This is a genomic window from Pseudomonas sp. CGJS7, assembly GCF_036961695.1.
Genome location: NZ_JBAMDI010000011.1, coordinates 119,225 through 137,982, shown reverse-complemented (window position 1 = coordinate 137,982; position 18,758 = coordinate 119,225). Strand labels below are relative to the sequence as shown.

17 protein-coding genes are annotated in these 18,758 nt (G+C 63.2%); 6 read left to right on the top strand and 11 right to left on the bottom strand.

What is annotated here, in order from left to right; translation table 11 throughout:
- Positions 1-125: 125 nt before the first annotated feature.
- Positions 126-1,490, bottom strand: coding sequence for a GTPase/DUF3482 domain-containing protein (locus V7787_RS09780; protein ID WP_104886937.1), 1,365 nt, complete (start codon positions 1,488-1,490; stop codon positions 126-128).
- The gene (locus V7787_RS09775; RefSeq protein WP_336087660.1) at positions 1,483-2,874 is read right to left on the bottom strand and encodes a DUF2868 domain-containing protein; all 1,392 of its coding nucleotides are present in this window, start codon (positions 2,872-2,874) and stop codon (positions 1,483-1,485) included. The genes V7787_RS09780 and V7787_RS09775 overlap by 8 nt, the downstream gene beginning before the upstream one ends.
- 54 nt (positions 2,875-2,928) lie before the next feature.
- Here V7787_RS09775 and V7787_RS09770 point away from each other — a divergent pair, with 54 nt between their 5' ends.
- Positions 2,929-3,444, top strand: a complete 516-nt coding sequence (locus V7787_RS09770) for a dihydrofolate reductase (RefSeq protein WP_003249048.1) — start codon at positions 2,929-2,931, stop codon at positions 3,442-3,444.
- Positions 3,445-3,716: 272 nt separating this feature from the next.
- Here V7787_RS09770 and V7787_RS09765 read toward each other — a convergent pair whose 3' ends face one another.
- A complete protein-coding gene (locus tag V7787_RS09765; RefSeq protein WP_064493536.1) occupies positions 3,717-5,108 on the bottom strand; it encodes an L-cystine transporter in 1,392 nt (463 codons plus the stop codon).
- Between the two features lie 244 nt (positions 5,109-5,352).
- Between V7787_RS09765 and V7787_RS09760 the strand changes: the two genes are divergently transcribed.
- On the top strand, positions 5,353-6,408 hold the full coding sequence (locus tag V7787_RS09760; protein ID WP_104886939.1) for a phosphorylcholine phosphatase: 1,056 nt from the start codon (positions 5,353-5,355) through the stop codon (positions 6,406-6,408).
- An 8-nt stretch (positions 6,409-6,416) separates the two neighbouring features.
- Here the strand turns inward: V7787_RS09760 and V7787_RS09755 are convergent, their stop codons facing one another.
- Entirely contained in the window at positions 6,417-7,085 is a 669-nt protein-coding gene (locus tag V7787_RS09755; RefSeq protein WP_064493538.1) for an FMN-dependent NADH-azoreductase, read from the bottom strand.
- A 102-nt stretch (positions 7,086-7,187) separates the two neighbouring features.
- Here V7787_RS09755 and V7787_RS09750 point away from each other — a divergent pair, with 102 nt between their 5' ends.
- Positions 7,188-8,078: a LysR family transcriptional regulator gene (locus V7787_RS09750; RefSeq protein ID WP_336087653.1), complete on the top strand. Its 891-nt coding sequence runs from the start codon at positions 7,188-7,190 to the stop codon at positions 8,076-8,078.
- Positions 8,079-8,148: 70 nt separating this feature from the next.
- On the opposite strand, the gene ilvD is transcribed toward V7787_RS09750, so the two are convergent.
- Both ilvD and V7787_RS09740 read right to left on the bottom strand, forming a co-directional pair.
- Positions 8,149-9,990 (bottom strand): dihydroxy-acid dehydratase, encoded by a 1,842-nt coding sequence (gene ilvD / locus V7787_RS09745; protein WP_003249056.1) that lies wholly within the window; start codon positions 9,988-9,990, stop codon positions 8,149-8,151.
- Between the two features lie 270 nt (positions 9,991-10,260).
- Positions 10,261-11,457, bottom strand: coding sequence for a class I SAM-dependent rRNA methyltransferase (locus V7787_RS09740; protein ID WP_336087650.1), 1,197 nt, complete (start codon positions 11,455-11,457; stop codon positions 10,261-10,263).
- Positions 11,458-11,632: 175 nt separating this feature from the next.
- Between V7787_RS09740 and V7787_RS09735 the strand changes: the two genes are divergently transcribed.
- Together V7787_RS09735 and mutM are read left to right on the top strand one after the other, a co-directional pair.
- Positions 11,633-12,451 (top strand): HDOD domain-containing protein, encoded by an 819-nt coding sequence (locus tag V7787_RS09735; RefSeq protein ID WP_173881454.1) that lies wholly within the window; start codon positions 11,633-11,635, stop codon positions 12,449-12,451.
- 3 nt (positions 12,452-12,454) lie between these two features.
- Positions 12,455-13,267, top strand: coding sequence for a bifunctional DNA-formamidopyrimidine glycosylase/DNA-(apurinic or apyrimidinic site) lyase (mutM, locus tag V7787_RS09730; RefSeq protein ID WP_010955661.1), 813 nt, complete (start codon positions 12,455-12,457; stop codon positions 13,265-13,267).
- Positions 13,268-13,428: 161 nt separating this feature from the next.
- Here the strand turns inward: mutM and V7787_RS09725 are convergent, their stop codons facing one another.
- From V7787_RS09725 to V7787_RS09705, 5 genes are all read right to left on the bottom strand, one after another.
- Positions 13,429-13,680, bottom strand: a complete 252-nt coding sequence (locus tag V7787_RS09725) for a YfhL family 4Fe-4S dicluster ferredoxin (protein ID WP_003249063.1) — start codon at positions 13,678-13,680, stop codon at positions 13,429-13,431.
- A gap of 101 nt (positions 13,681-13,781) precedes the next feature.
- Positions 13,782-14,267 carry a pantetheine-phosphate adenylyltransferase gene (coaD, locus tag V7787_RS09720; RefSeq protein ID WP_010955660.1) on the bottom strand — a complete coding sequence of 162 codons (486 nt, stop codon included), beginning with the start codon at positions 14,265-14,267 and terminating at the stop codon, positions 13,782-13,784.
- A gap of 112 nt (positions 14,268-14,379) precedes the next feature.
- Positions 14,380-15,978: a GMC family oxidoreductase gene (locus tag V7787_RS09715; protein ID WP_064493541.1), complete on the bottom strand. Its 1,599-nt coding sequence runs from the start codon at positions 15,976-15,978 to the stop codon at positions 14,380-14,382.
- Between the two features lie 20 nt (positions 15,979-15,998).
- Complete coding sequence (locus V7787_RS09710; RefSeq protein ID WP_012053973.1) at positions 15,999-16,484, bottom strand: hypothetical protein; 486 nt, start codon at positions 16,482-16,484, stop codon at positions 15,999-16,001.
- A gap of 10 nt (positions 16,485-16,494) precedes the next feature.
- The gene (locus V7787_RS09705) at positions 16,495-17,925 is read right to left on the bottom strand and encodes a coniferyl aldehyde dehydrogenase (RefSeq protein WP_014754745.1); all 1,431 of its coding nucleotides are present in this window, start codon (positions 17,923-17,925) and stop codon (positions 16,495-16,497) included.
- Between the two features lie 150 nt (positions 17,926-18,075).
- Here V7787_RS09705 and V7787_RS09700 point away from each other — a divergent pair, with 150 nt between their 5' ends.
- Positions 18,076-18,741 (top strand): TetR/AcrR family transcriptional regulator, encoded by a 666-nt coding sequence (locus V7787_RS09700; protein WP_129933516.1) that lies wholly within the window; start codon positions 18,076-18,078, stop codon positions 18,739-18,741.
- The last annotated feature ends 17 nt before the right edge of the window (positions 18,742-18,758 follow it).

Genomic DNA, 18,758 nt, shown 5'->3' with positions numbered 1-18,758 from the left:
CCGCCCGTAGGAGCGGGTTTACCCGCGAAAGGGCCGGCCCTGCTGGCCAATTTCCACCCGCCGTTCACCGTTGCCGCCGCTACCGTATTCGCGGGTAAACCCGCGAAGAGGCCGGCCCTGCTGGCTCAAATCTGTGAAACCAGCGCCTCCAACTGCTCCTGCCGCTCAGCCTGATTCAGCTTCGCCCCGGGATTCAGGGTGGACCACTGCGGGTGCGCCCGCGCTTTGACCAACGCCTCCGGCAACTTGCCCTCGCGCCAGGCCTTTTCATCCAGCTCGCCCAGGCGAATGCTGTCCTGCGCCGCATGCCCGCGGTTATCCAGCGCCACCATCAACTGCTGCTGACGCAAGGCCAGCAAACGCAATACAGTGTCGTCCACGGTCAGCTCGCGCTTGCCCTTGAGCTTGCCCATCAACCGTGACCCATAGTTGCGCGCCGTCTGCAGCGCGCCACCGGCAATCGCCCCGGCCAGCGCCGCTGCGCCGAGGGTAAGGCCACCAACCAGCAAATCGACCCCGGCCCCCGCTGCCGCCCCCGCCGCCACGCCACTACCCAGGCGCACGCCCAGCAGTTTCAACGTCTCTGGATTGAACAAATCATCGCCCCAGCGGCCGTCCAGCAATGGCAGGTCGCTGGCATGGGCATCCTCGCGGCGGAAGGCATACAGCTTGAGCAAGGCTTCGACGCAGCGTTGTTCACGTTGGCGAATGTCCTGACGCAGCGCCGCGATGGCCCGGGCTTCTGCCGCCGATTCGGCCTCGACACTGCGCCGGCATGCAGCGCAATCGAGCAGCAGTTCGGCAATCAGGCGCTTGCCGCTGTGCCGGCGTGCCAAACGCTGTGCCTGCTGGTCGTCGATCAGCCGTTGCAGCGCCGGGCGGGCGTTTTCCAGCAGCAGCGCCAGGCTTTCGTACAAACGGCGCTCGCCATCCTCTGGCGGGGCCACGCTGTCGAACCGGACCAATGCGTGAAGCCCAAGCCGGGCAAGGGCTTCACGCCATTCCGGCTCACGGTGCTGGCTGCTGGCGACGAAGTTGAGCACCGGCAGCAACGGCTTGCCGCAGTTGGCCAGTACTTCCAGTTCGTCGCGGTACTTGGCCAGCACCGGCTCGCGCGCATCAATCACATACAGCCCGGCATTACTGGCCAGCAATTGGCGCAATACCTTGGCCTCCTGCTCGAAACGTTGGCGCGCTTCGCTGCCCTGCAGAAAGCGCTCCAGCCGGGCCGGGCCGTCCAGGCGCTCGCCCGGGCGCTCCAGACGTTCAAGGTAGTCGAGCAGGGCGATGGCATCTTCCAGGCCGGGCGTGTCGTACAGCTCCAGCAAGGGTTCACCGTCCACAGACAGCCGCGCACCTTCCACATGGCGGGTAGTGCTGGGGCGGTGGGACACTTCGCCAAAACCGACGTCGCGGGTCAGGGTGCGCAGTAGCGAGGTTTTGCCAACATTGGTATGGCCGACCACGGCCAGTTTCAGTGGCTCAGTCATGGCCATGCTCCAACCAGGTCAGCGGTGAGGTGTCGGCATGTTGCAGGCCAAAGCGGTCAAGGGCTTCGTGCCAATCGCCCAGGCGCTCGGCATCGAGGGGCTGGCCCGGTGCAGCCTGCAGCAGCCAGATACGGGTTGCGCCGGCATTGCGCGCCAGTTCGGCGAGCAGCGCCAAGCTGCCGCGGTCCGGCGAGCGGCGTGGGTCGCAGGCGATGGCCAGGCGTGCCGGTGGGAAGCGGCTGAGCTGCTCCAACAACCGGTTGCGTGATTCGCGGCTGTCGAGCACGCCGGCATCGGTCACGCTTTTGGGCAGGGCCGGTGGCCAAGGGCGCTGGTCGTCCAGCTCCAGGCCCACCAGCAGGGCACCGCTGCTGCCGCTTTCCAGCTGCCCGGCGGCAAACTGTGGCAAGGCTTGCGGGGCAGCATCCTGCACGCCGATGCGCTCGCTGCGCGGCATCAGTGCCTCGCGCAGTTGCGCGTAGCCGGGCAGGCCCAGGTCCAGCGTCAGGCGTTCACGGCCCTGGCGCCAGCGCCACAGGCATAGCCCGGCCAGCAGCAGGCGGGGCAGCAGGCCGTATACCAGCACCACGCCGAGCAGCCAGCTGGCCCAGGCCTGGCGTGCCATGTCCAGGGCCGGCAGGCTGTCGCCGCTGGCGCGGATCATGGTTTCGTCGGGCACGGCGAAGTCTAGCAACGAGGGCAGGGCGCCCAGTGCTTGGGTCAGGTGAATGAACGGCTCGGCGGCGAGCAAGGTGGTTTCCCAGACAAAGCCATAGCGTCGGGTCGCCAGCAAGGCCAGCAGCATGCCTAGCGCGGTGAGCATCGCCAGCAGCCACAGACCGTGTACCAACAGGCCGAGCAGCCACCGGTTGAGGCGTTGACGTTGCAGCAGCACCAGCAGCGCTGGCGCCAGGTGCGCGGCCTTGGCATCGCGGGCAAAGCGTTCGCTTAGCCATAGCCACAAGCGGCCCAGCCCTGCGCCATGCTCGCCGCTCAGGGCAAAACCCATGGCCCAGCCCAGCAGCATCAGCAGGTTCAGCCCGAGCAGGCTGCCCAGCGCCCAGAACACATTCACCGGGCGCTGCCCGTCACCGAGGGCGGCCAGCCCCAGGCCTGCGCCGCTGAGCACGGCCAGCAGCAGCAGGGCCAGCAGCGCCAGGCGCGCGCCCTGCTTCCAATGGCGCAGGGCGCCGGTCATGTCATCGCGCTCGGCCAGGAACAGCGCACGTGTTTCGATGCGCGTGGCCAGGTCGCCACCTATCTGGCGGGCGTAACGGTTGGCTTCCTGGTCTTCCAGCGGGCCGGCATGTTCTTCGCGCAGGCGTACCGCTTCGGTGAGCCAGCGCTTGTCCAGTGGCGTGGGTGCAGTCACAAGGTCTTCCATTGCACAGGTCAAGGCAGAAGCATAACCCACACGCCCGGTGCTATCCTCGCCGGCATGAATACATCACTCCCCCTCAGCCTGATCGCGGCTTATGCCGAGAACCGCGTGATCGGCATCGACAACTCCATGCCCTGGCATTTGCCGGGGGACTTCAAATACTTCAAGGCCACCACCCTGGGCAAGCCGATCATCATGGGGCGCAAGACCTGGGACTCGCTGGGGCGGCCGCTGCCTGGGCGGCTGAACATCGTGGTCAGCCGCCAGCCGGGGCTTGAACTGGCGGGTGCCGAGGTGTTCGCCTCGCTTGAAGAGGCGTTGGTGCGGGCCGAGCAGTGGGCGCGCGAGCAGGGCGTCGGTGAGCTGATGCTGATTGGGGGCGCGCAGCTGTATGGGCAGGCGCTGGAGAAGGGGCTGGTCAGCCGTATGTACCTGACGCGGGTTGAGTTGGCGCCAGAGGGGGATGCGTGGTTCCCGGCGTTTGATGAAGGGCAGTGGAGGCTGACTTCTAGCGAGGCACAGGCTGAGGAAGGTAAGCCGGTGTATCACTTCGAGGTTTGGGATAAGGGTTGAGATTGTTGGGGGCTGCTTTGCAGCCCTTCGCGGGTGAACCCGCTCCTACAGCAGCCTGCGGCCAATCACCAATGTGTGTCCACCACCCTGTAGGAGCGGGTTTACCCGCGAATACGATAGCGGCGGCAACGGTGAACGGCGGGTGAAAATTGGCCAGCAGGCCTGGCCCTTTCGCGGGTGAACCCGCTCCTACGGGGGCGCAGGGGTTCAGGTTTTGAGCAAGACACGAGCGGTCTTGTCGCGAAAGGGGCGCAATGCGCCCCGGCGATCTGTCAGGTGTGGCTCAGCTCGGCATGTTCATCACCGGCCAGCACTTCCTTGTCAGTCTCTTTCAACAGCTGGCTGGTGACAACGCCCGCCGTCATCGAACCGTTCACGTTCAACGCCGTACGGCCCATGTCGATCAGCGGCTCCACCGAAATCAGCAACGCCACCAGTTCCACCGGCAAGCCCATGGCTGGCAGCACGATCAGCGCGGCAAAGGTGGCACCGCCGCCCACGCCGGCAACCCCTGCAGAGCTCAGCGTGACGATGGCCACCAGGGTGGCGATCCACAGCGGGTCGAAGGTGTCGATGCCTACCGCTGGCGCGACCATCACCGCCAGCATGGCAGGATAGAGCCCGGCGCAGCCGTTCTGGCCAATGGTGGTGCCGAACGATGCGCTGAAGCTAGCGATCGATTGCGGCACGCCCAGACGGCGGGTTTGTGCCTCGATGTTCAGCGGAATGCTGGCGGCGCTGGAGCGGCTGGTGAAGGCGAAGGTCAGCACCGGCCACACCTTGCGGAAGAAGCGCAGCGGGCTCACACCGGTGGCGGCGAGGATGATGCCATGCACCACGAACATCAACCCCAGGCCCAGGTACGACACCACCACGAAGCTGCCCAGCTTGAGGATGTCCTCCGTGTTGGAGCTGGCCACGACTTTGGTCATCAACGCCAGCACGCCATAGGGGGTCAGCTTCATCACCACGCGCACCAGACGCATCACCCAGGCCTGCAGGGTGTCGATGGCCGACAGGGCGCGCTCGCCCTTCTCGGCGTCGTCCTTGATCAACTGCAGCGCGGCCAGGCCGAGGAACACCGCAAAGATCACCACGCTGATGATCGAGGTCGGCTTGGCCCGCGCCAGGTCGCCTACCGGGTTGCTGGGGATGAACGACAGCAGCAGTTGAGGGATGTTGAGGTCGGCGACCTTGCCCGCGTAGTCACTGTGGATAACCTGCATGCGTGCGCTTTCCTGGGCGCCGGCCACCAGGCCCTCGGCGCTGAGGCCGAACAGGTTGGTCAACACAATGCCGATCAGGGCGGCAATGGCCGTGGTCAGCAGCAGGGTGCCGATGCTAAGCGCGCTGATGCGGCCCAGTGAAGAGGCATTGTGCAAACGTGCCACGGCACTGAGGATCGAGGCGAAGATCAGCGGCATGACGATCATCTGCAACAGGCCGACATAGCCGTTGCCGACCAGGTCGAGCCACGCGATGGTTGCCTTGAGCACGGGGTGGCCAGCGCCATAGATCGTGTGCAGCACAAGGCCGAAGACCACGCCCAGCACCAGGCCAAGCAGTACCTTCTTGGCCAGGCTCCAGTCGGTGCGGCGGGTTTGTGCCAGACCCAGCAACAGGGCCAGGAACGCCAGCAGGTTGAGTGACAGCGGCAGGTTCATTGAAGCTCCAGCAGAAAAAAGCAGAAGTGGCATCGCCTCTGTGAGCGATTGCGAACGGAAATGCTAACAGCCTGAAAACAAACGAATTTATACCCAAATGGAATTTACATAGTCGTTTATGGAATAACGGGATGTCGCAGATTGCAATGAACAAGGCGTTTGCAGCTGCCTGGAGGTCGTTATCGGGGGCTTGCAGTGGGGATTGTTGCACTAGCGTTTCTGGGTCATTTCAGGAGATTCGTACATGAAAGTCGCTGTGAAAGCCGCCGCCATCGGCCTGTCCCTGCTGTTCAGTATCGAAACCTTCGCCACGGAGCTCAAACACTGGCCTGCCGACGCGGCCAAACAGCTCGACACCATGATCGCCGCCAATGCCAACAAGGGTAACTACGCGGTGTTTGACATGGACAACACCAGTTATCGCTATGACCTGGAAGAAGCCTTGCTTCCGTTTATGGAAAACAAGGGCCTGCTAAGCCGCGACAAGCTCGACCCTTCGTTGAAGCTGATGCCGTTCAAGGACACTGCCGAGCACAAGGAAAGCCTGTTCAGTTATTACTACCGGCTGTGTGAAATCGATGACATGGTCTGCTACCCGTGGGTAGCCCAGGTGTTCTCGGGCTTTACCTTGCAGGAGCTGAAGGTGCAGGTGGATGAGCTGATGGCTTCGACCAAGCCGATCCCCAGCACCTATTACGAAGGCGACCAGGTCAAGGCCATCGAGGTTCAGCCGCCCAAGGTCTTCAAGGGCCAGGCCGAGCTGTACAACAAGCTGATGGAGAATGGCATCGAGGTTTATGTGATTTCGGCGGCCTCCGAAGAGCTGGTGCGCATGGTCGCCTCGGACCCCAAGTATGGATACAACGTGAAGCCCCAGAACGTGATTGGCGTGAGCCTGCTGCTCAAGGACCGCGCCAGCGGCCAGCTGACCACTGCGCGCAAGCAGATCAGCGCCGGGCAATACGATGCCAAGGCTAACGAGGGCCTGGAGCTGACCCCTTACCTGTGGACCCCGGCCACCTGGATGGCGGGCAAGCAGGCGGCGATCCTTACCTACATCGATGAGTGGAAGAAACCGGTGCTGGTGGGCGGCGACACGCCGACCAGCGATGGCTACATGCAGTTCCACGGGGTGGATGTGGGCAAAGGCGGTATCCACCTGTGGATAAACCGCAAGGCCAAGTACATGGACCAGCTCAACGGGATGATTGCCAAAAATGCGGCGGCACAGGCCAAGGAAGGGTTGCCGGTGACGGCCGACAAGAACTGGGTGATCGTCACGCCGGAGCAGATCCAGTAACGGGAATATCAACCATCGCGGCCCACAATGAGGGTCTGGGCCGCTTTCTGGTCAATGGTCTGCGCTAGCAGGGTCACTTGTTCAATGGCACGTTCACGGATCCTGGCGCCCTCAGCGCCGAGGGTCTGTTCGACCACTAAACTGTGCGCCTGGTTAATCCCAACGAAGCGAAACCATGTGTCAATGAAGGTTTTTTCCAGGCCAAAATACTGGTCGGGTGTCTGTGAGGCGGGCCCGTAGCCCAAACCACGGGTGTAGATGGCAACCGCTCGACGCCCGCCAAGCATGCCGTTCAACCCGTGTTCATCGAAGGTGAACAGCACATCTTTGTGCGAAATTGCGTCGATCAGGTGCTTGAGCTTGTACGGAATGCCGAAATTCCACAACGGTACGCTGAACACCAAGGTATCCGCCCGGTGGAACCGTTGAGCGAGGGCCTTGATCCGGTCCCATGCAGCTGCCTGTGCGGTTGACAGCGGGGCATCGGCAAGCCCCGCGTACTTCGCCGCGAGCAAGGCGCCATCTACCTCAGGCAGGTCGCATTCCCAAGGATTCAAGTGATCGATTTCTACCGCTTTGCGCTCGGCCAATGCCGCCAGGAACACGTCGGTAATCTGAGCGGAAACGGACCGCTCTCCTCTGGGTGAGGCGCAGACATACAAGATACGTTCAACCACGGGGCTTCTCCCAAGTAGTGTTGATAAGCCTTGCCCGGCGCTTGAGCGCCCAGGCGTTCGGTGGTCAGTCTGATTCAGGGCGATTCATTATAGAAATGACGTATGCTCGCGATATTGAGTGAGATAGGTGATGAATCTGTGTTCGATACTGTGCTTTTGCGGAGCTTGCTTGCCGTTGCCGACACCGGTGGTTTCACCCGTGCTGCGCAGAGGCTGCACCTAACGCAGTCGGCGATCAGCGCTCATATTCGGCGGCTTGAACGCGAAGCCGGACAAAAATTGCTGGAGCGTACGACCCGCTCGGTCAGCCTGACACCCGCAGGCGCTCGGTTGGCAGGCTATGCCCGCACCATCCTGGCGCTGCACGATGATGCCCGCGCAAGCCTTGGGGCAGGTCGGCGGGTGTCAGGCACGGTGTATGTGGGGTTGAGCGAGGAAATGGTGAAAGCCCCGATCATCGACTGCATGCGTCGTTTTTCGGTGGCACATCCCGATGCAGAGGTGTCCCTGACCGTCGGTCTGACTGGGGAGTTGCTCTCGCTCGTCCACTCGGGTGGGCTGGATATCGTCTTGGGCAGCCGCTGCAGCGATGAAGAACGTGGCGAGGTGCTTTGGTCCGAACCATTGGTGTGGGCGAGAGGGCCGATTGCGCTGGGCAGCGATGAGGTCACCACGCCTGTGCCCTTGGCGGTATTTTCTGATCAATGCCCTTATCGGGCCGCAGCTATCGAGGCCTTGGTACGCGCCGGGCGGCAATGGCGCATCGTTTGCCAGAGCCCAAGTGTCGGCGGGCTGATGACCGCCGTAAGTGGCGGGCTTGGGGTAACGCCTGTCACGCGATCGTCTGCTCTGGCTGCCGGCCTGGTGGAGGTGTCGACGTTGCCAGCCTTGCCTCAAGCGCAGTTCGTGCTGACGTCGGCGGCGACACCGAAGCGCTCGGCTGCCCTGCTGCTGGCGCAATTACGCCAATGTGTCGCGAAGGGTGAGCTTTGATCCAGCCTTTATCCACCGGCAAAAAAAACCGGCGTACGAGACGCCGGTTGTGCCAATGCCAGAAAAGCCCTTACAGCCCTTCGAGCATTGCCTTGTTACGCACCGCACCCTTGTCGGCACTGGTGGCCAGCAGGGCATAGGCCTTGAGCGCCGTGGTTACCTTGCGTGGACGGACCTCGGCTGGCTTCCAGCCCTTCTTGTCCTGCTCGACACGGCGTTCCGCCAGCTCTTCATCGCTGACCAGCAGGTTGATCGAACGGTTAGGGATGTCGATCAGTACCTTGTCGCCGTCGCGCACCAGGCCGATGGCGCCGCCCGCCGCGGCCTCTGGCGAGGCGTGGCCGATCGACAGGCCCGAGGTACCGCCCGAGAAGCGACCGTCGGTGAGCAGGGCGCAGGCCTTGCCCAGGCCTTTGGACTTGAGGTACGAGGTCGGGTAGAGCATTTCTTGCATGCCCGGGCCGCCTTTCGGGCCTTCGTAGCGGATGATCACGATGTCGCCGGCTTTCACCTCGTCGGCGAGGATGCCGCGCACGGCGCTGTCCTGGCTTTCGAAGATCTTCGCGGTGCCCTCGAACACGTGGATCGATTCGTCGACACCGGCGGTTTTGACCACGCAGCCATCCAGCGCGATGTTGCCGTACAGCACGGCCAGGCCGCCCTCTTGCGAGTAGGCGTGTTCAAAGCTGCGGATACAGCCGTTTTCACGGTCGTCGTCGAGGGTTTCCCAACGGGTCGACTGGCTGAATGCGGTCTGGGTCGGGATACCGGCAGGGCCAGCCTTGAAGAAGGTGTGCACGGCTTCGTCATCGGTCTGGGTGATGTCCCATTTGGCGATGGCTTCTTCCATGCTGCGGCTGTGCACGGTCGGCAGGTCGGTGTGCAGCAGGCCACCACGGGCCAGCGAACCGAGGATGCTGAAGATGCCGCCGGCGCGGTGGACGTCTTCCATGTGGTACTTCTGGATGTTTGGCGCCACTTTGCACAGCTGCGGCACTTTGCGTGACAGGCGGTCGATGTCGCGCAGGTCGAACGCCACTTCACCTTCCTGTGCTGCGGCCAGCAGGTGCAGGATGGTGTTGGTTGAGCCGCCCATGGCGATGTCCAGCATCATGGCGTTTTCGAACGCTTTGAAGTTGGCGATGCTGCGTGGCAGGACCGACTCGTCATTCTCGCCGTAGTAGCGCTTGCACAGCTCGACGATGGTGCGGCCGGCCGTGAGGAACAGCTGCTCGCGGTCGGAGTGGGTGGCCAGGGTCGAACCGTTGCCCGGCAGGGCCAGGCCCAGGGCTTCGGTCAGGCAGTTCATCGAGTTGGCGGTGAACATGCCGGAGCACGAACCGCAGGTCGGGCAGGCGCTGCGCTCGTATTCGGCGACTTTTTCGTCGGAGGCCGTGGAGTCGGCCGCGATGACCATGGCATCGACCAGGTCCAGGCCGTGGCTGGCCAGCTTGGTCTTGCCGGCTTCCATCGGGCCGCCGGAAACGAAGATCACCGGGATGTTCAGGCGCAGGGCGGCCATCAGCATGCCGGGGGTGATCTTGTCGCAGTTGGAGATACAGACGATGGCGTCGGCGCAGTGCGCATTGACCATGTATTCCACCGCGTCGGCAATGATTTCGCGGCTTGGCAGCGAGTACAGCATGCCGTCGTGGCCCATGGCGATGCCGTCATCGACCGCGATGGTGTTGAATTCCTTGGCCACGCCACCGGCGCGTTCGATTTCGCGGGCCACCAGCTGGCCCAGGTCCTTCAGGTGCACATGGCCCGGGACGAACTGGGTGAACGAGTTGGCGATGGCGATGATCGGTTTCTTGAAGTCTTCGTCCTTCATCCCGGTGGCGCGCCACAGGGCACGGGCGCCGGCCATGTTGCGGCCTTGGGTGGAAGTCTTGGAACGATAATCAGGCATGAAACACTCCTGGCGGCTTAATCAGGTCACAAATAGGGGAGTGAGCTTCTCTTGTCCTTTGCGCCGCAGGCCGGTTGCCACTGGCACGGATGGGGCCAAGACCGCGCGGGATCGCCGCGTGCTTGACCAGAGCTCATAAACCCGCCGGGGATGACTGGCGATGAATAGGCCGATTCTACACCGCTGGCGCGGTGAGGGAATGCAGATGTGGATGGTTGGCGGGGGGATTGCGGCAGGAAAGGGCCGCTGGGCGGCCCTTTTTGGCAGATATCAGCTGTTTGGCAGTAACCGGCAGGTGATGCTTTTGATGTAGCGGGTTTCGGCGATGGCCGGGTGTACCGGGTGATCCGGGCCCTGACCGCCTCGCTCAAGCAGCTGCATGTTGCGGTCCAGGTGGCGGGCACTGGTGAGCAGGATGTTGTTCAGGTCGTCCTCGGGCAGGTGCATTGAACACGAGGCGCTGACGAGGATGCCGTCTTTGTTCAACATGCGCATGGCCTGTTCGTTCAGGCGGCGGTAGGCCGCTTCGCCGTTTTTCAGGTCCTTCTTGCGCTTGATGAAGGCAGGTGGGTCGGCAATGATCACGTCGAAGCGTTCTTCGGCCGCCTTGAGCTCGCGCAGGGCTTCGAACACGTCGCCTTCGATGCAGGTCAGCTTCTCGCTGATGCCGTTCAGTGCAGCGTTACGCTCCACGCCGTCCAGGGCAAAACCCGAGGCATCGACACAGAACACTTCGCTGGCGCCAAAGGCACCGGCCTGCACGCCCCAGCCGCCGATGTAGCTGAACAGGTCGAGTACACGCTTGCCCTTCACGTACGGTGCCAGGCGGGCGCGGTTCATGCGGTGGTCGTAGAACCAGCCCGTCTTCTGGCCTTCGCGCACCGGAGCTTCGAACTTGACGCCGTTCTCTTCCAGCGGCACCCAGTCCGGCACTTCGCCGTAGACGGTCTCGACATAGCGCTGCAGGCCTTCGGCGTCGCGCGCGGCCGAATCGTTCTTGAACAGGATGCCGCTGGGCTTGAGCACCTGCACCAGTGCGGCGATCACATCATCCTTGTGCGCTTCCATGGTGGCCGAGGCCAGCTGCACCACGAGGATATCGAAGAAGCGGTCGACCACCAGGCCCGGGAGCAGGTCGGAGTCACCGTAGACCAGGCGGTAGCACGGCTGGTCGAACAGGCGCTTGCGCAGCGACAGGGCGACGTTCAGGCGGTGTACCAGCAGCGACTTGTCCAGCGGCAGCTTGATGTCGCGTGACAGCAGGCGGGCGCAGATCAGGTTGTTCGGACTCAGCGCGACGATGCCCAGCGGCTTGCCGTTGGCTGCCTCGAGAATGGCCTGCTGACCCGCCTGGAAGCCTTGCAAAGGGGTCGCGCTGACATCGACTTCGTTGCTGTAGACCCACAGGTGGCCGGCGCGCAGGCGGCGGTCGGCATTGGCTTTGAGGCGAAGGCTGGGCAGGGACATGACGTCGCTCCGGGAAAAAGAGCGGGATTATAGCGTGTCTGCTGTGCTTTCGCCTTTAGAGGTGTGGTAACTGGGAGCGCTTAGAGGGTTAAAATGCCGCGTCCTAAACGAGTGTGCACGTATGTCCCAAGAACTCAGCGCCGAACAGATCCAGCAAGCCTTGCAAGGCATCACCATCCCGCCTCAACCGCAGATCATGGTCGATCTGCAGTTCGAGCAGTACATGCCTGACCCAGACCTGGAAACCATCGCCAAGCTGATTTCCCAGGACCCGGGCCTCTCCGGCGCCTTGCTCAAGCTGGTCAACTCTCCGCACTTCGGGTTGTCCAACAAGATCGGTTCGATCCAGCGTGCGGTGAACCTGCTGGGGAGCCGTTCGATCATCAACCTGATCAACGCCCAGTCGATCAAGGGCGAGATGAGTGACGAGACCATCGTTACCCTCAACCGCTTCTGGGATACCGCCCAGGACGTCGCGATGACCTGCCTGACGCTGGCCAAGCGTACCGGCATACAGGCGGCGGACGAGGCCTATACCCTTGGCCTCTTCCATGACTGTGGCGTGCCGTTGATGCTCAAGCGCTTCCCCAATTACATGGACGTGCTGGAAGAGGCATACGCCAAGGCCGACGAAGAAACACGCGTGGTCGATACCGAAAACCGCACGTTCAACACCAACCATTCAGTGGTCGGCTACTTCACAGCCAAATCCTGGCGCTTGCCCGAGCACCTCAGTGCGGCCATCGCCAACCACCACAATGCCTTGGCCGTGTTCCGCGACGATACCTCGCGCAATACCCAGAGCCAGCTGAAAAACCTGCTGGCTGTGCTGAAGATGGCTGAGCATATCTGCGCGTCCTACCGGGTGCTGGGCAACCAGGCGGTGGACCACGAATGGAATGTGGTGGGCCCCTTGGTGCTCGATTACATTGGTTTGTCGGAATACGATTTCGAAAACCTCAAGCAGAACATTCGCGAGTTGGGCGGACACTGACACATGCCGGAATTGCCAGAAGTAGAAACCACCCGACGCGGTATTGCGCCACACCTGGAAGGCCAGCGGGTCAGCCGTGTGGTGGTTCGCGACCGGCGGCTGCGCTGGCCGATCCCGGAAGACCTCGATGTGCGCCTGTCGGGGCAGCGCATCGTCAGCGTGGAGCGACGCGCCAAGTACCTGTTGATCAATGCCGAAGTGGGGACGCTGATCAGCCACTTGGGCATGTCGGGCAACTTGCGGCTGGTCGAGTTGGGCTTGCCGGCGGCCAAGCATGAGCATGTCGACATCGAGCTGGAGTCTGGGCTGATGCTGCGTTACACCGACCCTCGCCGCTTTGGTGCCATGCTGTGGAGCCTGGACCCTCTGAACCATGAGTTACTGCTGCGCCTGGGGCCTGAGCCGCTGACCGACCTGTTCGATGGTGAACGGCTGTTCCAGCTGTCCCGCGGGCGGTCGATGGCGGTCAAGCCGTTCATCATGGACAACGCGGTGGTGGTAGGGGTGGGCAACATCTACGCCACCGAGGCGTTGTTTGCCGCCGGTATCGACCCACGCCGGGAGGCGGGTGGGATTTCCCGGGCGCGCTACCTGAAACTGGCGATCGAGATCAAACGGGTGCTGGCGGCGGCGATTGAGCAGGGCGGTACAACCCTGCGTGACTTCATCGGTGGCGATGGGCAGCCGGGCTACTTCCAGCAGGAACTGTTTGTGTACGGGCGTGGCGGGCAGCCGTGCAAGGTATGCGGCACTGAGTTGCGCGAAGTGAAGCTGGGTCAGAGGGCGAGCGTGTACTGCCCGCGCTGCCAACGATGAAACGTTCGCTGCGAACCTGTTGAAGCGAAACCTGAACGTTGGCGCGGTAACTGTGGGAGCGGGCAAGCCCGCGAAACAGGCGACGCGATGAATGGCACCGGCTGCGCCGGTGTTCGCGGGCATGCCCGCTCCCACAGGGACCGTGCAGGGAAGGGCAGTGATCAGCCCTTGCCAGTGATCCGACGATACTTGGCCATCAGCTGTTCTTCGGTTTCCGGGTGCGCTTCATCCAGCGGGATGCAGTCGACCGGGCAGACCTGCTGGCACTGCGGCTCGTCGTAATGGCCTACGCACTGGGTGCACAGGTTAGGGTCGATCACGTAGATCTCTTCGCCTTGGGAGATAGCCTCGTTCGGGCACTCGGGTTCGCAGACGTCGCAATTGATGCAATCGTCGGTGATGATCAGGGACATGGGGACTCCGGCCGGGGCTCACAGCCCGGGCATGTTCAACGCAATGGGCACAATTGTGCCGCATTCGCGCCCGCAGTGCACGCGGGCGCGACAATCAGGCGTCAGGCTTGCTTCTTGAAGCGTTCAGTCAGTGCGTCGGCCACCACCGGGTGGACGAACTTGCTGATATCACCGCCCAGCGCCGCAATCTCCCGGACCAGGGTCGAGGAAATGAACGAATAACGCTCCGACGGCGTCAGGAACAGGCTCTCGACGTCGGGGGCCAGTTGCCGGTTCATGTTCGCCAGCTGGAACTCGTACTCGAAGTCGGACACCGCACGCAGGCCACGCAGGAAGACGTTGGCGCCCTGTTCCTTGGCGAAATGCGCCAACAGGGAAGAGAAGCCGATGACTTCGACATTGGGCAGGTGCTTGGTGACCTCACGGGCGAGCTCAACCCGTTGCTCCAGGGGGAACAAAGGGTTTTTCTTGGGGCTGGCCGCCACCGCGATGATCACGTGGTCGAATAGCCGCGAAGCGCGCTCGACCAGATCGCCATGGCCTTTGGTAATGGGGTCGAAAGTACCCGGGTACAACACTCGGTTCATCGCGTCATCCTGGCTGGAGTGCGTTGGGGAGTCGGATGGTAGCGCAGCGACGGCGCCCCGGCCAAGTCATGCGGCCGACTGATGGCACTATAGACAGGGGCCATGTTCGTTGTCATGCGCTGTGTGCCAGGCGGCTGACCAGTGCTTCGCTGAGCCTGGCGCTGATGGCATACACCGACAATTGCGGGTTGGCGCCGATGCTGGTGGGGAACAGTGAACCGTCGTGAATCGACAGGTTTTCCAGCTGGTGATGGCGGCCCAGGCTGTCGCACACCGCGTGGCGCGGGTCTTCGCCGAGGGCGCAGCCGCCCATCACATGGGCGCTGCCCAAGCGCGTGCGGAAGGGCTCCAGGCGCAGTTTGTCGATCATGGTCAGGGCCTGTTCCAGGCTAGAGGCGGCGCTGGCGTCGCTGTGCACCGGGGTTACCTGGGTGGCGCCAGCGGCAAACTGGACGTGTGCCATGCTGCGGTAGGCGCGCCGCAAGCCGTCACGCAGGTAGTCGGTGACCGGATAATCGAGCACGGGTGAACCATCGCCGCGCAGCTCCACGGACCCGCCCTGGCTTTCGGGGTGAAAACCATCGCGTAGCAGCGCCAGCATCACATGGGTATGGGGCAGCTCGGCCATGCGCTGGGCACTCTCGTGGCCGTGCCCGCCCAGCAGGGTGCTGGCCAGGGCCGGGTGCAGCGGCGGTACTTCCAGCTTGTAGCCAACCGGACCGTCTGCGCCGCCTTGCCACTGGAAATGGTCGCTGTAGATCGACTGCGGGGCGCCATAGTAGGGGTCGATACGCTCGCTGAAGCGTGCCGCACTGAAGTTGACCAGGTGCAGGAAGGTTCGCTTGCCCAGGCGACCATGCGGGTCGGGCGCGGCAGAGCGCAGCAGCAGGGCCGGGCTGTTGATACCGCCGCCGGCCAGGAGGTAATGGCGAGCCTGCACGCTGACCTGCCTGCCGGTAGGGTGTATGCCCTGGGCGTCCAGGGCCTGGCATGTCAGGCTCTGAATGCGTTCGCCGTTGTGAGCGAAGCGCTCGGCCCGCGCCAGATACAGCAGTTCGCCGCCTTGCTCGAGGGTGGCAGGTATACGGGTCACCAGCATCGATTGTTTGGCATTCACCGGGCAGCCCATGCCGCAGTAGCCCAGGTTCCAGCAGCCGCGCACATTGCGCGGGATCACCCCCCAGCGGTAACCCAGCTGTTCGCAGCCCCGGCGCAGCACCTCGTTGTTGGCATTCGGCGGCAAGGCCCAAGGGCTGATGCCCAGTTCCTGCTCCATGCGCTCGAACCAGGGGCGCAGTTCATCCTCGCCCAAACCGTTCACGCCATGGACCGACGCCCAGTGCGCCAGGGTTTGCGGCGGGGTACGAAAGCTCGAGGTCCAGTTCACCAGCGTGGTGCCACCCACGGCGCGGCCCTGCAGGATGGTAATGGCGCCATCCTTGCTCATGCGTCCCAGGCCTTCCTGGTACAGGCTTGCGTAGGCTTCACTCTCCAGCAGGTGGAAATCGCTACTGGTTTTCAGGGGGCCTTCTTCGATCAGCAGTACTTTGAAACCGGCAGCGCTGAGCATCTGCGCGCTGGTGGCGCCGCCGGCACCACTGCCGATCACGGCAATGTCGGCCTCCAGAAACAGGTCGTGCTCCAGGCGCGAGGCGTCGTGGGTGATCCAGCCGCGTTCGAGGCCTTGGCGAAACGGGTCGGGGACAGGCATTGGCGATGCTCTTGTTGTTTTCAGATTTTCGGTGGGCCCGGGTAACCGCAGTCTGCCCAGGATTCAGGGCGTTCGTACCAGGCCATTTGCAGCAGTTGCAGCAACGAGGCGTGCCCCATGCGTAGCAGGTTCAGCGAGCTGTCCTGCCAACGCTGCAGGAACGCCGTGACCTGCGTGGCGCAAGCTTGGCCCCAACTGCCCCAGACGCCGGTCAGCGGGCCGCGAGTCAGCGGCAGGCTGAGCACGTCGAATAATTGCCGGGTGAGCTTGAGCATTTCCGGCGACAACGCCGCCAGCTTGTTGTCGAGGCTGCGCAACACCGGCGCATCGGTGGCCTGTGTACCGGCCAGGACCACCGGGATCAGCGCACGCAGCAGGGGCAGGTCGTCGTCACGGAGTACCTGATAGCCGGTCGCGGCGGTTTGCACGCTGCACCCCACCAGGCTGGCACCCGCCAGAAAAGCACTGGCGCCGAGGCTGAAACGCAGCAGGTCGCGGCGGTGCATGGTGCGATCCTCAGCGGATGAACAGTTTGTAGACCAAGCGCTGCAAGGCTTTGCCATAAGGCGGGTAGATCAGCCGTGCGGCGTTGAAGCGTTGTTTGGCAAGTACTGCCTTGGCCTTGCTGAAGGTGAGGAAGCCGTCATGACCATGGTAGTGGCCCATGCCTGAAGGGCCGATGCCGCCGAAGGGTAGATCGTCCTGGGCAACATGCAGCAAGGTGTCGTTCAGGCACACACCGCCGGAGTGGGTGTGACGCAGCACATGCTCCTGGGTGTGGCGGTCATAGCCAAAGAAGTACAGCGCCAGTGGGCGTGGGCGCTGGTTGATGTAGGCCAAGGCCTGGTCGAGGCCGTCATAAGGCACTAACGGCAATAGCGGGCCGAAGATTTCGTCCTGCATCACCTGCATGCTGTCGTTCACGTCCAGCAGCAAGTGTGGTGGCAGGCGCCGGCCCTGAGGGGCTTCGCCTGGGTACAAGTCGAGTACTTGCGCGCCTTTGGCGCGGGCATCGTCCAGCAGGTGCTGCAAGCGCTGCAACTGGCGCGGGTTGATGATGGCGGTGTAGTCGGGGTTGTCGGCGATGCGCGGGTACAGTCGGTGCACGGCGCGCTGGTAGGCGTCGCTGAAGGCGGGCAGCCGTTCGCGCGGCACCAGTACGTAGTCGGGGGCGACGCAGGTTTGGCCGGCGTTGAGGGTCTTGCCGAAGGCGATGCGCTCGGCGGCGCTGTCCAGCGGCACATCGTCAGAAACAATAGCGGGGGATTTGCCACCCAGCTCCAGGGTGACCGGGGTCAGGTTGTGTGCGGCAGCCTGCATCACCTGGCGGCCCACGCTGGTGGCACCGGTGAACAGCAGGTGATCGAACGGCAGGCGGGCGAAGGCCTGGCCCACCTCGACCTCACCGAGCACAACGCTGACCAGGTCTGTGGGGAACACACGCTCGAGCAGTTGCTGTAGGGCCAGGCCAGTCGCGGGCGTGGCCTCGCTAAGCTTGAGCATGACCCGGTTGCCGGCGGCCAGGGCGCAGGTCAACGGGCCGATGGCGAGGAACAGCGGGTAGTTCCACGGCACCATGATGCCGACCACGCCCAAGGGTTGATAGCGCACCTGTGCGCTGGCCGGCTGGAACGCCAGGCCGACGCGGCGTCGGCGGGTGCGCATCCAGCTTTGCAAGTGCTTTTCGGCGTGGCGCAGGCCCTGCACCGACGGTAGTAGTTCGGCCAGCAAGGTCTCATCGGCGCTGCGCCCGGCAAAATCCTGGCTGATGGCTTCGATCAGTCCTGCCTGGCTGCTCAGCAAGGCTTCACGCAGGCTTTTCAGCCACTGGCGCCGCTGCGCCGCTGGTGGCAGCGGGTTACCGGCAAAGGCCTGGCGCTGGGCCGCGAACGTCGTTGCGAGGTCGAGGTCGAATTGCAGAGGGGGCAAGGCACTGGGCGAGTTCATGGTGGTGTCGAGTCCGGGCCGGGGTTGCCTAGAGCCTATACTCTAATTTGTACCATGGTGCGAATTTTTACATGCCGTTCAACGGTGCATTCCATCTGTAATACGCCGTAAGATAAACCTTTGATGAAGGCCCGCAGACTGGGAGCGAGCATGGCCCCGCGCATGAAGACCCGAGAGCGCATCGTGCAGAACAGCCTGGAGCTGTTCAACCAGCAGGGCGAACGCAGCGTCAGTACCAACCACATTGCCGCGCACATGGAAATCTCGCCCGGCAATCTGTATTACCACTTCCCCAACAAGCAGGCGATCATTGCCCTGTTGTTCAGCCAGTACGAAGCGCTGGTGGACAGTTTTCTGCGCCCGCCGCAGGGCCGCGCGGCAACCGTGGAAGACAAGCGCTTCTACCTCAAGGCCTTGCTGGCGGCGATGTGGAACTACCGCTTCCTGCACCGTGACCTGGAGCATCTGCTGGACAGCGATGCCGAACTGGCCGCCCGTTACCGGCGTTTTTCCGAGCGCTGCCTGCGCCAGGGCCAGGCGATCTACCGCGGCTTCGTCGAGGCTGGCATCCTGGCCATGGTGCCGGCGCAGATCGAGTCACTGACCATCAACGCCTGGATCGTGCTGACATCATGGGTACGTTTTCTCAGCACCACGCGTGAACATTCTGCGCACTTGGGTGAAGAAGCCTTCAAGCGCGGCGTCTATCAGGTGCTGGTGCTGGAGCTCGGCTTCGTCACCGACAATGCCCGTACTGCCGTAGACGCGCTGTGTCAGGAATTCCATGTACCGTTCAACCAGGCCCTGGAGCTCTAGCCCAAGGCTCTCGTGCC